Origin of the sequence: Nostoc sp. PCC 9305 (assembly GCF_963920915.1) — a bacterium.
GTDB lineage: Bacteria > Cyanobacteriota > Cyanobacteriia > Cyanobacteriales > Nostocaceae > Nostoc.
Genome location: NZ_CAWUDN010000020.1, coordinates 39,971 through 57,017 on the forward strand (window position 1 = coordinate 39,971; position 17,047 = coordinate 57,017).

At 42.9% G+C, this 17,047-nt stretch carries 10 protein-coding genes and 2 pseudogenes; 2 read left to right on the forward strand and 10 right to left on the reverse strand.

Annotated elements, in window-relative coordinates; all coding sequences use genetic code 11:
* Positions 1-54: 54 nt before the first annotated feature.
* On the reverse strand, positions 55-1,119 hold the full coding sequence (locus tag ACM0OX_RS09860; RefSeq protein WP_414514716.1) for a hypothetical protein: 1,065 nt from the start codon (positions 1,117-1,119) through the stop codon (positions 55-57).
* A gap of 712 nt (positions 1,120-1,831) precedes the next feature.
* Between ACM0OX_RS09860 and mobF the strand changes: the two genes are divergently transcribed.
* Together mobF and ACM0OX_RS09870 are read left to right on the forward strand one after the other, a co-directional pair.
* Positions 1,832-6,751, forward strand: coding sequence for a MobF family relaxase (mobF, locus tag ACM0OX_RS09865; RefSeq protein WP_414514717.1), 4,920 nt, complete (start codon positions 1,832-1,834; stop codon positions 6,749-6,751).
* 102 nt (positions 6,752-6,853) lie between these two features.
* Positions 6,854-7,510 (forward strand): annotated as a pseudogene (locus ACM0OX_RS09870) (IS701 family transposase); the annotation flags it as partial.
* A gap of 49 nt (positions 7,511-7,559) precedes the next feature.
* Here the strand turns inward: ACM0OX_RS09870 and ACM0OX_RS09875 are convergent.
* The 9 genes and pseudogenes from ACM0OX_RS09875 to ACM0OX_RS09915 form a co-directional block, all read right to left on the reverse strand.
* A pseudogene (locus ACM0OX_RS09875) lies at positions 7,560-8,078 on the reverse strand (restriction endonuclease); the annotation flags it as partial.
* A gap of 25 nt (positions 8,079-8,103) precedes the next feature.
* Entirely contained in the window at positions 8,104-9,351 is a 1,248-nt protein-coding gene (locus ACM0OX_RS09880; protein ID WP_414514718.1) for a hypothetical protein, read from the reverse strand.
* Positions 9,344-9,760: a hypothetical protein gene (locus tag ACM0OX_RS09885; protein WP_414514719.1), complete on the reverse strand. Its 417-nt coding sequence runs from the start codon at positions 9,758-9,760 to the stop codon at positions 9,344-9,346. Before ACM0OX_RS09885 ends, ACM0OX_RS09880 begins: the two co-directional genes overlap by 8 nt.
* Positions 9,761-9,812: 52 nt before the next feature.
* Positions 9,813-11,576, reverse strand: coding sequence for a type IV secretory system conjugative DNA transfer family protein (locus ACM0OX_RS09890; RefSeq protein WP_414514720.1), 1,764 nt, complete (start codon positions 11,574-11,576; stop codon positions 9,813-9,815).
* Complete coding sequence (locus tag ACM0OX_RS09895; protein ID WP_414514721.1) at positions 11,573-12,787, reverse strand: hypothetical protein; 1,215 nt, start codon at positions 12,785-12,787, stop codon at positions 11,573-11,575. The genes ACM0OX_RS09890 and ACM0OX_RS09895 overlap by 4 nt, the downstream gene beginning before the upstream one ends.
* Positions 12,774-13,712: a hypothetical protein gene (locus tag ACM0OX_RS09900; RefSeq protein ID WP_414514722.1), complete on the reverse strand. Its 939-nt coding sequence runs from the start codon at positions 13,710-13,712 to the stop codon at positions 12,774-12,776. The genes ACM0OX_RS09895 and ACM0OX_RS09900 overlap by 14 nt, the downstream gene beginning before the upstream one ends.
* Before the next feature lie 128 nt (positions 13,713-13,840).
* On the reverse strand, positions 13,841-15,262 hold the full coding sequence (locus tag ACM0OX_RS09905; protein WP_414514723.1) for a hypothetical protein: 1,422 nt from the start codon (positions 15,260-15,262) through the stop codon (positions 13,841-13,843).
* Entirely contained in the window at positions 15,259-15,978 is a 720-nt protein-coding gene (locus tag ACM0OX_RS09910; protein ID WP_414514724.1) for a hypothetical protein, read from the reverse strand. Before ACM0OX_RS09910 ends, ACM0OX_RS09905 begins: the two co-directional genes overlap by 4 nt.
* A complete protein-coding gene (locus ACM0OX_RS09915; RefSeq protein WP_414514725.1) occupies positions 15,975-17,033 on the reverse strand; it encodes a hypothetical protein in 1,059 nt (352 codons plus the stop codon). Before ACM0OX_RS09915 ends, ACM0OX_RS09910 begins: the two co-directional genes overlap by 4 nt.
* Positions 17,034-17,047 lie beyond the last annotated feature (14 nt).

The following is a 17,047-nucleotide window of genomic DNA, read 5'->3' on the forward strand; positions in this document are numbered from 1 at the left end:
GCAAATTACTATTACGAATTACGTTAGCGTAGCGGTAGCGACGCAGGAGCGTCATTACGAATTACGAAATGTAGCGTGTTGGTAACGAAACAATCCATATACATCAGTGAAACGCAAGCACAAGGCATCTTTTTTAATCGGCAGGTTAAAAGCTAAACGCACATCCTCAGATAATTCTGCTGCCCATGAAATGTCGGTATGAGGAAACAAATTTTTCAACTCCGAACCTAAATATTCCGACGTTCCACCACCAATAATGACTTGCTCAATATGGGCAGGAATATTAATTTTGAGCCAAGTGGATACCTTTTCCCAGTATTCTTTACGAGATAAGTCAGCCACTTCAATAATTTGTGCTATCTCCTCAACCTGAAAATCAGACTTTTTGCTCCGAGCCAAAGGTTTGCAGTATCTCGGTTTCAATGTCGGGCCTGATAGATGGACAGCCTTTAACAGATCGTGTAAGTTTTGCCCTGATGTTCGGCTTTTGATTCTCTCCAGCATCCACGCCAAGCCCAATCCTTCCGTTTTTCCAGTTGAAATACCACGCTCAAAGATTACGGCTGATATATCCCGAAAACCCAGCATCACCACAGCAATGTTCACTTTATTAAAGTCTGTGCCGAGTTTTTTACTTCGCGTCAATACCAGTCCCCCACCCTCCGGCAAACACTGAAAGCTGATCAGATTTACACAAAATTGTTGACCTCGAAAGCTAAAGCTAGACAGTGCCTTGGTTAAACCCATCTCCAATCTTTCCCTGTCTTCCCACTCCCCATAAGGCAACAGCAGTCCCAACGATAAATCAAGGTTGGACTTCAATCCTTCTCTAATCGCTATTGCCCCCACTGCTGCCAAAGTTTTTGGAATCGCGTTCTCATACTTGAGTTCTAAAAAATTGATTCGCGCTTCAAAATACTTTTGTGCCAAAAACCCAACCGCATAATATTCTTCGTTGTACTCTATCCACGCTTCATTCTCTGGATTGGGCCGATTCATTTGCCCAGACTCATATAAATCCAGGGAGTCTTTGGAAATCTTAATTAACTCTGGTTCCATACACAGCAATTCTGACTTGTACGAAATCTCCGAGAGAACACGATAAACCATCTTCGTCATTGAAGTTCCCGGATCAAGACTCAACATTAAATCCACAAGAAAAATTCTCCCTGTTTTTGACCCTTTTTTTGTCTATCTAATTGATAATTACTCTCAACTTGAACCGCCCAAACCGTGATTTTTTCCACATTTACGAAGAAAGATTACAGTTTTGGCAATACTCTTTGACTTTCCATGAATTCGTGCATCTGATAGAAAATCTCCACAAAATCTCTCAATTCCCAATAATCACCAATTACATTCAACATCTCCCAATATCTAAACAATATCTCCCAAATCTCCAATTCATTTCTTACCTTTTCAACTATTCAACATCATCTAGTCACAAAATTCTCATTAGCTTAATATTTTCCAACAATTCCTAAGACTTCCCAAGACTTCCTAGTACTTCCTGATACTTCCCGCTTTCCTCAAGGATTCTCCCAATTATCTAGTAATTAGCTTCAAGAACCACAACCCCTGTAATCCATCTTTTTCTGACGCACAGTACGCCATATTTGGCGGAAAGAATGCTCAATTTTTTGCTATATTAAATGGCATGAGCAATCAGGAATAAAAAATTGTTGAAGTCTAAGTCTCACCAAGTTTTTTTAACTCGACATCAAACAGAAGTAAGTTTGATGCCGGTGATTAACAAGGAATTCAATAGTTATTGGCAATTGCGAAATCTCACAAACATTAAGTTATGTAAACCCCATAGCAGAGGTGAGCCATGCTAACAGCGGCTAACGTCTCAAGTGAGATGGCGGTGAACTACTTCATCAAGAATTACTATCACCAAGGAAAGTCGCTTTGGAATGGTCAAGGTGCTAAAAAGTTGGGGTTGTCAGGGGCAGTCGATGACGAAGACGCTTTTAAAAATATCATTGAGGGGCTTACGCCTGATGGTCGTGAGGTATTGAATGCCAGAGTAGTCAAAGAAAAGGGGAAAGGAGAACGCAGAGCCGCATTAGACTGTACATTTTCTGCGCCCAAAAGTGTGAGCTTGATGGCATTGGTGGGTGGGGATACACGGTTAATCGATGCCCATCATCAGGCGCTAAAAGAAACCTTGGAGCTAATAGAGCAGCGTTATGCCTATACCAGAGTGACAGATAATAGCGGCAGACATAGAGTTAAGACTGGTAACTTGGTCGTCGCGCAGTTCGATCACATCGAAAGTCGGGATTTAGACCCACATCTGCACACCCATTGTTTGCTGATGAACATGACCCAAACTCCAGATGGTAGGTGGTTGAGTTTGGGTAATAATGAAATATTCGCCAATAAAAAATTCTTGGGGATGGCATACCAAAGCTCTCTGGCGCGTGAGGTGCAGAAGCTTGGCTACGAGATAGAAAAGAGCAAACATGGGCAATTTGATATAAAGGGCTTTAAATTCGAGGATTTAGAGGCATTTTCTCAACGCCGACAGCAAATACTCGCCTCATCTAGTGCTAATTCGACTTGGGCAGAACGTGAGAAAATCTGGGATAATACTCGCCAGCGCAAGCAAAAACTACCAGAATCAGAGTTACTTGCATTCTGGAAAGAAGAAGCTGCGGCGTTAGGGATTAGGTTTGTTAAGGCAGGTGAACCAAGGCAGGATATACCAGCCAATGAGAAAAGTTTGGCAGAGGTTTTGGATTTAGCGATCGCACATTGCAGTGAGAGAAATGTCGCTTTTAGACAAGAAGATTTAGAAAAATTCATCTTAGAAGAACGTTTAGCTACGGATGTAACAGCAACAGCAGCCCTGATTAGAGAGCATCAGGAGTTAATCGCTCTACCAGGATTAACTGACCAATTTACGACGATGACAGCAGTGCGGCGGGAGTTGGCGACGATTAACTTGATGCAGCAAGGTGAATGCAAATTTGACTCCATTTCCCAGCCGGAAGTAGTCGAAAGCCACTTAGAGAACACCTTACTAAATACTGGACAACGCCAAGCAGTAGAATTAGCTGCCCAAACACAAGACCAGTTCATTGCATGGCAGGGGGTAGCTGGTGCTGGCAAGACTTTTGCCCTCAAAGAGTTGAAAGCGATCGCCACAGATAGGGGATATACCATCAAAGGCTTTGCCCCCAGTTCCTCTGCTGCTAAGGTTTTGAGCGAAGAGTTAGAGATTCAATCTGAAACTATTGCTAGATTACTTGTCACTGAACCAAAAGAAATTGAACCAAATCAAATCTGGATTGTGGATGAAGCTTCTTTACTCAGCGCTAAGGATGCCCATGCACTCCTACAAAGAGCAACCTTACTTCAAGCTAGGGTGATTTTAGTAGGTGACACTCGGCAGTTGTCAGCAGTATCAGCAGGTAATCCCTTCAAATCCTTGCAGCAAGCAGGAATTAAAACCGCACACCTCAATGAATCGTTGCGCCAAAAAGACCCTCAACTAAAATTAGCAGTAGATTTAATTGCTGATGGCAGGATTGAAGCTGGTTTTGAACGACTAGAAGCCAACGGTTCCATACTTCAAGTAGAGAGTGAATCCAAAATAAAGCAGATCGCCAATGATTATATAGTAGGGACACCAGAGCAGCGACTCAAAACTCTTGTCTTAGCTGGGACGAATACAGAAAGACTTGCCCTTACTCAAGCCATTCGAGACAAGCTAAAAGATGAGGGAACTTTGGGAGAAACTGCAACCATCACCCAATTGCAAACCAAAAATCTTTCAATTGTACAGATGCGGTTTGCCCATAACTTTGAAATTGGTGATGTGGTCATGCCGACACGGGACTATAAACGTCGGGGGCTGGAGAAAGGCAAACTGTATGAAGTGGTTGGTCGAACTACTGACAAGTTGACCCTAATTGGTGATAATGGTCAGGTAATGGATGTAGACACGGCTTTTGAGAAAGCGGTTTACCAGAGTCACCAGATTGAAATTGCTGTGGGCGATCGCCTGCAATGGAAGAAAAACGATCGGCAATTGGGACGACGTAACGGACAGGAATTTACTGTGACAGGGATCGACCTGAACATAGTCCAAATTAAATATGCTGATGAGCGTACTGAATGCATTAGTTTGGCAAAGGCGCAAAACTTAGACTATGCCCTTGTAAGTACAACATATAGTAGCCAGGGGAAAACTGCGGATCGGGTGTTAATTTCGGCAGATTTCACTATTGGACAGGAAAGTTTTTATGTTGCTGCCAGCCGTGCAAGGCATGAATTAAAAATTTACACCGAAGATCCAACGCGATTGGTAGAGTTGGCGCAAGAGTCGAAAGCCAAAGAGAATGCTTTGGAATTGCTACGAAAACAAATTCAGAAATCGACGATTGAGCAGCACCAAGCAATAACTATAAATATAAGTGCCCCTTTTGAGAAGCCAGTACTAAAACAAGAGACGACAGTATCTACTCCTTTTGTCGAGCCAATTGTGAAATCAGTTGCATCTAGCCGAACAACAAGCCATGATTCATCAATAAAAGTACCGAAAGTCTTGCCCGTCTTGAAAGAGACACCAAATTATAATACTGTTGAATCGGTTTTCTCTAAGCCAGTACTGAAATCTCCTGTCCCCACAGAAGCGTTTTGGACACCATATCATACTGAAGACATTCCCAATTTTATTGAACCAAAGGATTGGCAGGAGTTTGAAAATAGTGCTATTCATCCCGATATTACAGCGTTGAACTTTGAGAGTCTTCAGTTTAACTATGCAGGTGGTGAGCATGAAGCCTGGGAACGGCTCATGGTCAGCGAAAAACTGAATCGAACAAATACAGGACGGCTAACAGATGGTTTTATAAGGGCATATTCGCATCTTGATGCTGGTGGATGGTGGTGTGATGCTGGAGTTGATGCGCGAACATTTGCTAACTTAAAGCCAGGTGAGAAACCGCCGATTAAACGATGGGGATGCTACAAGCCAAATCAACCAAGACCCAAAAAAGATGAGAATAATCAAATAATTGAAGGGAAATTCATTAAATATGAGCATCCCCCAAAAGTTGAATTAAGTATATTCTTGCTAGATGTTCCCGACGATATTGCCGAACGCATTTACTCCAAACACAAGGTGAACCCCAGTGATAGCGATCGCCAGTCAGGATTTTGGTACTGTGTATGGAAACATAATATCCCCTGTGCGATCGCAGAAGGAGCTAAAAAAGCAGCCAGTCTGTTGAGTCAGGGTCATGCTGCCATTGGGCTACCTGGGATTTCAGCGGGATACCGAACTCCCAAAGATGAGTTTGGCAAAAAAATCGGTAAGTCTTACCTACATGAAGAATTAGCGGTTTTCGCCACACAAGGGAGAGTTTTCAAGTTCTGCTTTGACTACGAAACCAAGCCCGAAACGAAGCTCCATATCGAACGAGATATTTCCGTGACTGGAAGATTGTTACAAGAAGCTGGAGCAAGAGTAAAAGTTGTCAGCTTGCCAGGGCCTTCTAAAGGTGTTGATGATTTCATAGTCGCAAGTGGGCCACTAGCTTACGAGAAATTGAGCCATGAAGCAAAGCGTTTAAGAGACTGGCAACAGCAGAATCAGCATTCAAAGGCTGCGGCTTTTGTACCACCGCCTCATCTGACACCAGAACAACGTTCTATACAACTTGAGGGAACAGGCAACAGGGAACGGGCAACAGGGAATGACAAATTGGATCTCTTACCAACACACAGGGAAGAGGAAATAGAAAAAACTGTTGCCTGTTCCCCATTGCCTGTTCCCTATCTTTTACAAAATAAACCACAGGTACAAACCCATGACTTTAACCAACGACAACAACCCAACACAGATACAATTCCTAACCGAGAAGATAGAGCAATTGACCCAGAAAATCGAGCAGTTACAAACCAACAGCCAGCAATTGACCCAGAAAATCGAGTTCTTAGAAACGAGCCAAGCCGAGAACCTAATCGAAATGAGCGCGAATCAGTCGAACTTCTTGCAGCAATTAACCGAGATGCTGAACTCGAAAAAGTCTTCGAGCATGGAGACGATATTGCAGGAATTAACCAAAGCTCTACAGATGATGGGCTTCGAGGTCAACGAACAGAGAAACTCTCAAGACAAATTAACGGACAAGATTCAACAATTTTTAATAGAGAAGCAAGTTATGTCCATTCTTCACAACAAGCCATCAGACAACTCTTAAATACAATCTCTGATTATATTGAGCAATCAGCTATCGAGTCTGCTTTAAACCAAGCAGTATTAGGATTGACAGAGCAACTTTCTCGATCTCATCAGCAGTTAGTTGAAGCTCAAACTGTATTTAATGACTTTGATGAAGCGGTTACGGCTGAGTTGCAATCTCATGTAGAGAAGAGAGCTCTTTTATCCACCTCTAACTCTGTTGAGCAATCAGCTACTGAGTCAACCTTAGCTAAAACATTACTAGCAGAATTAAAGTTGCATCTCAAACAGATGATTCAGGGTTTAGATATTGAAAGATTGGCAGAAGTAGTTATGGAAGTAGGAAAATATGTCAAAGGTGAAAAGGTAACAGGAGCAAAGGTCAGCGAGTTATTTACGAGTGTTACAACTGATGCAAAAGTATTGACTTTTGAGGAGAAAATGAACATCGTTAGGCAACTGATTAGAGATGACAAACCATCGATTCTGAAGAGATTGAAAATAAACCCTCAACAATCAGATGATAACGGGGAGCAAATCCGGTTTCGGCGCTAACTTATCAGTTATCAGTTATCAGTTATCGGGACTTAAACAAAATTTAAGAACTAAAAAAAGTATAATGCTTAACTAGAAAAGCTTTCACGTTGAAAGAAGCTTATGAAAGAAACCACCCCTGCGGCCATGCCGCCATGCTTTGAAAGATGGTGTCAACGGTTTGATGATGTGTTTACTCATAAAGCTCAAAAAAGAGAGTTTAGACACTATTTAGGGGGATTATTGTGAGAAAGCGAGAGAAAAAACCTCTTTCAGATGGCTGAGAATGCTGTAGAGGTGATTTACCATCGATTGCACCACTTTTTAACCGAAGCACCTTGGTCTAGTTCCAAGGTCAACGAGCGTCGATTAGAGATCATGAACAAGTGTAGTCAAACAAGAATCAGTAGAGGGTTTAGCTTAATAATCGATGATTCTGGTCATAGGAAGAGTGGTAATTTTACTGCTGGAGTGGGAAGGCAGTATATCGGAGAAATTGGCAAAACGGATAATGGAATAGTAGTGGTAACAACACATCTAGATGATGGAAGAAAAAGCTTACCGTTAGATGTAGAGCTATATCAGCACGCTAATTCTTTAACTGAAGGGAAACAAGACCCAGAATTTGAGAAGAAACCCGAATTAGCAATTAAGTTAATAGACCTAACGCTTCAAAGAGGTTATCAACCGGGGATAGTAATTGTAGATGCTGGATATAGCAACAATACATCCTTTCTATTAGAGTTAGAGAAACGGCAATTAAAGTATTTAGGATGTGTTCTGGGCTAATGTAATCAGCGTAACGCTTAACCTGGATTACATAAAGCTTTCCCAAAATCAACACGCGACCATCTATCCCGCCGTCACCGGTGTACCGAAAGTTGCGTTGGATTTGCCAGCCCTGTTCAAAGCAACAAGTGAGTACCAATTCTTCAAAAACATAAGGCGATATCCTGCGTAGCGTAGCGATTACTACTGGCAATTTGGCTAATTGAGTTCTGCTACGAAGCTCAAGTAATACTTGACTAGCGTACTCAATATTATTCAAGTGTTTCTTAAGCTTTTTAGGTAATCTAACCCTTGGTGTTTGCGCTGGACTTGGTAGTAATTGCTTCTTAAAATTTTTAGCGAAGAGAGTCTTTTGCGTTGGTGCTGGGCTTTGTCGTACAAAATTTTGAGATGAAATGTCAGACGATTTTGTACTCTTAGGTGGTAATAGCGATTGCTTCAAACCTTGGGAGCGATACTTTGACTTTGGCATTGAAGGTGGAAATAATACAAACAGCCAAGCTAGAAAAATTATTCCACCCAGTGCAAACAACAAACCAATGATTAGGATTAGTATCATTTTTACACTCCCCTTTGATCATGGCTTACCTGTGCATATTTCTAAATTGTGATTCTTGTTGAGAATCCTGCTGAATTTGATGATGCATATCAACAACAGATTGAACCTTATCAAGTGCCTGTAACTGTTGGTCACTTACGTTAGGTGATAAAACTCCATCAGTGAGAACAGGCTCGCCGTTTTTGGCACGAACGATTACATTATCGCCAAGGCGTTCAAAATCAAAACTTCTACTTTTAAAACTTTTAGAACCATCAGAGTTATCTTTGCCCAAAATATTCAGTAGCGCTTTGACACTTTGCTCGATAGCTTGACCTTTAACATCATCGACAGCAGCCCGTAGTTCAGTTCGAGTATTGTCAATGGCTGACTTGACACCCATAAGGCTTTGCTCGACAGTGTTTTTAACGTCATCTACTTGTGTACGTAATTCTTGAGTTAAGTTACCAACTTGTTGATTGAGTTCATCCCTGACGTTATTTGTGTTTTCTCTGACTTCATCTAGTCGGTTAGTAACTTGTTGCTCTATGTAAGCTTTCATCTGTGCAATTTCTTTTCTAAGCTTCGTGACTTCCGGTGTCAGAGCATCCAAAACTCGCTCAAATACATTTTTAGCCGTTTTCTTTACCTGACGTTCAACTGACCCAACCCAGTTTTGAAGAACCGTATTTTGAACTTGTGGTAAAAACCGTTCATTTACCTGGGACAATGCTTTTTGGGTGTTTTCAATCAACTGTTGTTGCTTTTCTAAAGACTTGCCCATTTCGGCAACTTGAGCAGCTAATTGTGATAAAGATTCGGGTGAAAGCTGTTCTGATTTGATACTATCTACAATTTTTTGTTGTTCACTTAGTTTTTTCTGCAATACTTGCACTTGTTTTCCTAAAGCTTCTACACTGTAGATTCGCTCATTACTTACAACTTTATTTTTCTGTGATGCCGGAGCTAAACCTAATTTGTCAGTCAGTACTTCTCCATTTTTAATATGGAATACTTTTTCATGACCAATTTTAATAGAAATTGCACCTTGAGAATTTTTTGGGTCAGACAGAGCTTTTTTTAAGTTCTCTACTATCGTTGGTGTTAAGAAGTTTTTAGAGGGTGATTCTCCCAATGTTCCTTGATAAACTTTGCTAGAGCTAGAGTAAATATGAACATCATTGCTGGGATCTAATCCTTTTTCTTTAGCTTTCGCATGGATGAGTTTCAGGAGAGATTCTAAAATGTCTAGATAATCTCGCTCAATCTCTTTAGCTTCGCCATCATCAATCATTATTTTCACCTTTGAGAATTGACTGAATTAACAGTTCAGGATTAATCGCTACTTCTGGTAAAACTATTCCACCGAGTTTATTAAGAACCTGTCTACCTTCAATTTCAATGTAAGCAAATTCTCCATCAATCATTACTGTTATCGATGATGTATTTTTTTCAGCATAAGATGGGACATAATCTTTCAGAACACCATTTAACACAAAAATATTGGCATCATCTGCATCGCCGCTATAGACTTCAAGGCACTCAGGAAAATAGTTAGCATCAAAAGGCAAGTTATCCCAACTATCAGCAGTGTTTAAAATCTCGCTTGGATATTTATCTGCTAGGGCTGCTATATCAGGAGGGAGTTTAGCAATTTGTTTTCTGTCATAATCAGAGAACGGATAAAACTTACTTGGCGACATGAATTTTCTCCTTCAGATTTTCAGCTTTAATTTGATTCCAGATAATATTTATTTAAATCAGACTTGCATATTCTGATAATTGCTCTTGGTTTTCTATTAAAGGTAACAATTTTATCGCGGAGGCTCGGCGAATTTTCATTTCTTCATCTGCTGGAGTTAAGAGAGTAGACTTTTTAGATAAGAACTTTTGAAACTCGTACCAAGCTTTCACACTGTCAGCTTCCGATTGGATTTCATGCTGAGGAATCTTAATTGATTGCAATATTGGCAAACTTATTTGACCACGAGAACGAAATCCGGGACTAATAATTACTGCTTTTCCCGATGGTAAGGTGTTAAATTGATTGACATCAAATAACTTGCGAGTACTGTTTTGGTCTGAATTAGAAATACTTGCACCACCCTTGCCTCCTGATGAGCGAGAACGTTGCTTGTATTTAATTTCTTCTTCACCTAAAAACTTACTAAATCGTTCGGCGGCGACATCATCTTGGGGATTAAAGAATGCTTTGGTCGCACAACCACCAAATATTGCATTAGTTGTGTTTTCACCATAAGATTCAATCAGCATTGAGAGATTTTGTAAACCTAAGATAGAAATTAGTCCATCCTCGCGGTTCTGATTCAGCCAATCAACCAGTGCTGGTAAATAAAGAGTAGGTAATTCATCAATCCCTAATACCAAAGGACAAGTACGTTTGTTAGCTACATTCCGGCTCACTAATAGATGTAGAATTGAGACTAGCAAAGGCGCAATCACATCACGCTTCTCTTTGTTCATCCCGAAAATCACCATTTGCCGCCCCTTCAAATCCAATGGAATATTGGTTTTTCCACAGAACGCTGCTAATGCCGACTTAACCATAAAACGGCTGAATAATCCGCTAGCTGTACCCACAATACTAGCTGCTGTTTCTGGCGACCCTGCAACAGATACAAACTGTGCGAAAGCCTCTCTAACCATGAAGTTTAGATTTTCTGCTTGCTCTATGCGCTTAACTAACTTTGGCAATCCTAGTATCGCTTGGCACATCATGATATCTGGATACTCTGTGCCCTTTGCCAGCATAAAGACGGCTTGGACTAACTGATCGCCAGCGTTGGTAAAGAAGCTATTTCCAGAATCTTGATCACCGAGTTGGAAATTGCGATTGAGTGTAATCGCAAGCTGCCGTGCCATTTCTGAGTCTTCATTACTGCGAAGAAAGTCTATAGGGTTGGCAACTGCTGATTCTGCAAAGCCTGGGGCAAGCACAGTAACCTGATAACCGCGTTCTATCGCATACCCTGCAAGTATTGGAGCTTGCCCTTTAGATGGAGAATCAGCTGATTCCTGGGAGGCGTATTTGAAATCATATAAAGCCAGAGGTAAGCCCTGATCAATTACAGAGCGAATCAGGGGATTAATCATTGAAAATGACTTTCCACTCCCTGGGCCACCACAAACTAGGATGCCTCGCTGTGCCTCTGGAAAATAAAGGGTTGTTGAATCTTCAGGGATGCAAGTTCTACGGACACCATTAATAACCTCGCTCGTTATATTCTTGGGAGTTCCCACATACAGCGATACTCGGTTATGCAAGCGTTGCTGGATTTGTTTACACGCCAACTGACGAGCCGCTGTTTTCTCTCTTGTCCCGCCCCACCGCGCTGTCGCTAGCTTGGCAATACCTCCCCTACTATCGATGATTTTGGCGATTACAATCACCGCGCCACAAACGAGTACCCCTAAACCTGCGGGAGAAAACAGCGCTGATTCAAGTCCTGCGGGAATAAATTGATTTGGCTTAACAATAGTGTTTGCGGTTCCTGTCATCGCCCAGTCCCCACAATCACCAAATCATTCTCGCTCACGGGCAACCAGGGAACTGGCCCAATGAAGTAAGGAGTGCAAGTTTTCTGCTGGAATGGCGGTCGCGCACAGATCCTAAAGAATAAGCCAAAGTCGGCAGTCCCAAGGGATTCATTCACTCCAGTTAGCGCCACTTTGAACCCACTACCATACACTAGCCGCCCCGTGGGTTCCTTGCCCCCATTCACGGCGGCTAGAATTCCATAACCACCCTTGACTTGTTGGGATGAACCTGATGCCCAACGCTTACCATACAAACTACCTTCAGAATCGGCAAAATCACCCATTTCTAAGTATGAGCATTCCTTGTCAGGAGGACAGGCGACTGTTAAAGTGCGTTCCCCGGAGGGATTGCCGTAGGCATCGCCTCTGACAACGCTGCCAGACACAAAGTAATCATTCCCAGCCTTTGCATCGCCTTTTTCAGCCGTCCCAAGTACAACCGACGCGATACCCACAACGTCTATCCCAGAGCTAATAGGCTGAGGCATTTTATCAAAAGGCACTTGACTTAATTTAGGAATTTGATTGACATAAGCTTGCTGCCATGCTTCAAACTTTCCTAGCTGAGTTTTGGTCAATCCAGGAATTGAATTAAGAGAATACTTACTTAGGTCAATCTTGTCTAGTGTCAGGTTTGCGACTTGAGAATTTGAGGCTATGGACTGAGAAATAGTGCCGCCGCCACCGCCGTTCTTGGAGAATAGTTCGGCTAATGGGGGAACTTCTGATAGGCTCAGATTGCTTAATTCAGGCATTGCTTTAACTAATGTTTTTGGCGTTTGCCATTGTATTAATCCAAAGTCTTTGAGGGTGGGTTTGGTGGTTGTGCCCGTAGTGGGCAAAGCCACCGTGTCAATGGCCTTTAAGCTCAAGGCAGACATCTTAAAAGCATCATCCGCATCGCCCAACATCACAACAGAGTCTACTTTTTGCCCTGCTGTCCACGAGCGCGAGGGGTCGTAGCCAAAAACTGAAATCAGGTTTTTAGGTATCTTTAAAAATCCTGGCTGTTGAACGGCTGGCAAAGTATCCCATGTGATTTTCGACCAGTCGGGGGCAGCCGTCTTGTACAAGCCTTGTGAATAATCGATTGTCGGTGTTTGTGCGACTGAGGCGGAAAGCGGAACGAAAGAAGCTATTGCAGTCAGTAGAAAGAGTTTAGATTTCATCATTTTTATTGGAGTAATTGGGACATTTTTCTTTCACTTTAAAACCTACGCAAATACAAAAAGTGTTTAGCTCTTCACGAATATATCTTAAGAAATCGCTCACAATCGCCCCCCATTCAAGTAATTGATGAAAAGTGGTTTTATCGACCCGAGAAAGTAAAATTGCCTCATCTCTAGTCTTGCCACGCCGTAACAATTTAATTGCATCTTGTACCTTGTTCCAGGTGGTAGATCCGGGTCGAACCTGACCTTTGCGCCCAGCTTCTGCTAGCCCAAAAGCGAGAGCATTAGCATCATTTCTCTGAATCGCACCATTTAGCGTAGTCCCAGGATTGGGGCGCATTAAGGCAACAGGCTGAGGCGGGGAGACTTTTATTGTTTGTGGTGGCGGCGAGGGCTGCGGGAAGTCTGACGGCGCTGATTGCGGCTTTTGAACTGTTAGCGGTTGCGGCGTTCGCGGACGGGGAATTGGCAATGGGCGCTCCGAATCCGATTTAATCACCAAGCTTGTATAGGTTGGGTTGCCAGTAGCGGGAACTATCTTAAATTGATACTGCTTTTCATTGGTAAGCACTGTAATTTGAGTGCTTCCATTACTGCTAGAAGTAACGGGAAAGTTGATCGGGTCAATCTGGCGAAGAAAGATTACAGTCGCTTTACCTCCTGTGCAATTAGAATCACCGCCTGATGACTGGCATAAACCACCGTTTGAGGTAAAAGCGAAGCGACTTGGATCGCCAATCCAAACTTGCTTGATAGTCTCTCCCGTAGACATCAAATTAATAGTTAATCCGTAGCCCTTCCACACCTTTAATTCGATCGCCTTGGAGTTTGCATCATTCTCATAAACCGTTCGGATGGGCATTGCCGCAACGCTTGAGGCAGTAGCTATTAAGAAGGTTGTAACAATAGCGAGTTTATTTAACATTTTTACAGGGAACTCTTAACAGGAAAGATAAAACACGTAGTATCAATATTCAGAGGAAGCATATTCATCCGTGGGGTGTTAATTGCGAATTGCGAATTGCGAATTGCGAATTGCGAATTGCGAATTGACTAAAGCGATATTGTTTGATTAACGAATATTTGTACTGGCTTACCAACGTCAATCACGAATACTTCTTCTTTGCCGCTTAACTGTTGCGAACGTGTAACATTTGAGCTTTTGATATTATCAAGAATGCTATTAAATGCACCCTCTCCAAAAGCGGCGGATAGGTCTTTTTGATCGTTGGTAGTGGAGCTAGTAGAGAAGCCATTAGAGTTGCTGCTGACTTGAGTTATGGGGCGATTCTGTACTTCGGCAGCTTTGGCGACTCCCGCAACAATAGCAGAGATGAAATTGTTGCCCAGATTACTGCCTCTGCGAGACTCTGCTTTTAAGAAACCACCATCCTTGGCCATTATCAGAACGGCATTTTCTGGCAGTTGCTTTTCTTGTGTATCGCCGTTTATATTGACCAATACTGAAACGCCGCGCAGTTTGGCGAAACCCGAACCATTGGACTCTGCTAGTTGAACAACCAGATAAGCACCCACGGGTAGTACATCCCTACCATCTGAGGCTTTTAAAGGTTTTGTTAGTTTCACCAAGTAATTCTGGTTGCCAGCGTCACCAGTGCCCCAAGCGATCGGCGTTTCTAGCCTACCCTCTGCGGTGCTGCCAACGAGTACGCGAAGAGCGTTGTAATTAATGGTAGTGTTCTGGGCGACTTGTGTAGCTCCTCCCGTACCTCCTTCAATTCCATTAATCTTGATGGGTTTTTCGCTTTCTGATTCATCGACTGAACTCCTGAAACTGCCAGCGTTTGCAGCGAGAAGCCATTGCTGAGTGGGGTCTTGGGTGGGGGCGTTGCTTGCAGCCGTTGGGAACGCCAAAGGAGATTGTCTGCTCGGCTGGGCAATTTTGGGCTGGGGCTGGGGAATAGATACTCTAGCCTGGGGGAAAGTGAAGGGCGCTGTCGGCTGACTGGCGACTGGGTAAGAACGTTGTCGGCGCTGCACTGGTTGCATCGGAGGGGTAACGGGTGCGATTGAGGCTGGGGCTAAGGTTGCGCTAGGGGTAGGCGTTGGGCTAGGCAAGCGATCGCGAATCTTCTTTAACTCGTAATTTTGGCTAGTCAGAGCAAGCGCTGTTTTATCCTTGCCCGTCTCATTTTCCGGCTCTGCTAGGGGCGTTTGCTCTTCTGTAGGCGGTTGCACAATGCCCTTGGAAAATTTCAGCACATTCATTGAATTGCCTAGCATTGCCCCAACAATCGTCACGAAGAGAAGGCAAATCAGGGCAACAACGCCCATTTTTAAGAGTGGAGATTGCGAGACTGTTCGAGCAGTAACAATTTCTTCTGGGGCGGGGTTCTCGGAGGGTTGAATTGAATCATTAGCGTGAGAAGTTTTAGCGCCGTTCATGGCGGCAAAATCTTGCTCTTCTATCTCAATAGTTGCCTCTGACAAAGCTGACTGGGTGTTCTTTTTCATAAATCTAAATCTTGGATTTTGTAAATTTCCAACCCCGCTTTGCGAACACGAGAGGCCGTTTCTTGAACATCGGACGCAAATCTAGGCAGGGCAGCCGTATCAATCGCCCTGACAAATACAGTTTTGTTAAAAGCGATGGGCTTACCAACTAAATTGCTGCCTTGGAAAACAACAATCTCTGCAACCATATCTACTTTCCATTGCCCATCCTTAATGCGAGTCGGCTGACTGATTAGGCTGACTTTTAGGATTGATTGCGTAGACCCATTAAAGACATCGGGCGGCGTCAGATTACTTATCTCCTCAAGGAATGGTGCGCGAAAATCTTCTGACAACGCAAAGCCCCAAGCCCATGCACTAGTAGTAATCTTGGCTTTTGATGTCGATACACCAGCGTCTAACTTTAATTGTTTGGTGGGGTCTGGATTGTAATCATCGCTTGACTTTGGTAGAGCATTCCAACTTAAAAGTCCGGTCATTGTCTGCCCGACAAAACGTGTAATAGCTTGGGGGGAGCGCTCCTCACTGCCTATAGGAAGAACTCTGATAGATTCGCCGTCATGTAACTCCACAAGGGTGGAAGCTTTCGTTTTAGAAAACGTTGCTATCCGAGCAAAGTTAACAATTTCTATGAATAATAAAAGCGTTAATAAAACAGCATTGACTATTAAGAAAATTGGGGTAAAATTTAGCTCTTTTCTCTCTAATAATTTCATCTCCTTAACCCCACCGAGAATTTAACCCCACTAGTGAAAGCTGAGAATACAGCCATTCCGCCACCAGTACCTATGGCTACTGCAAGCAATGGCGAGAAAATGGCTTGCAAAAGTTGCAATAATAAAGGATTGCTAGAAGGCTTGGAGACTATTGCGCTGGCAATAATACCTACAGTTATCGAGTACGAAATCAGAACCAATGTCAGCCCTAACCAGCCAGCCAGCCAAGCATAGATAGGCTTGCTTTGGAAGGGCAGCAAAGATAGAACTAGGAAGATTGGGGCGGCGAATGCAATCATTAAGAATGACAGTTGGACGATGTATTGAAAAGCTGCCGATACCCCACTGAGAATTACGTAAACAAAGCCTTGAACTGCACTATTGATTAGTTCGCCACTAAGGTCTAAGGGGTTCCAACTTCCTCCTCCAGAACCCGCGCCAGTCTTTTCTCTAGCTTTCTGCGCGTCTTTTCGCGTATTCTCCACAGCTTTTTTAATGCAAGCTTGCTTCTGGCTTAATTCTTCACCTTCTTTCTTCTCTTCACTTAGTTTTTCGCAACTAGCTAAGGCTATCTGCGCGGCTAAAACAAAGCTTTGGTCAGCGTTTACATTCCGTATGGCATCTCTCAAATTGACCCCATTTCTGGTAATATTTAAAATGCTCCTGTTTAGTCCGGTCGATACGTTTTTTAATGCGACTGTTGTATTGGCGAGAAGGAACCCATTATTACTAAGCATTACAATTACTAGCAACGGTAAAACCATCTCAGAGATAAAATCAAAACCAAACCCTTCTTCTGCAAACTTCCTGTACCAGCCGAATGAGGCAAAGCCAATCATCACAACAGCCGTGAGAGTAGAAACAGCGACAACAGCCGTATAAATTGGGCTTGTTCCAGATGCTAATTCCAACCAATCATTCTCAAACGATTTATAGATTAGGTCTGCGCCTTCGATAGCGCCTTCGACTATTTCACCTGAGTTTGTAGTACCCGTATTTTCCCCGGCTTGCTGTCCTGTAGTTTGAGCAAAAAGAATAGTTAAGAGCGCTATCATCTCAGTTACCGTAA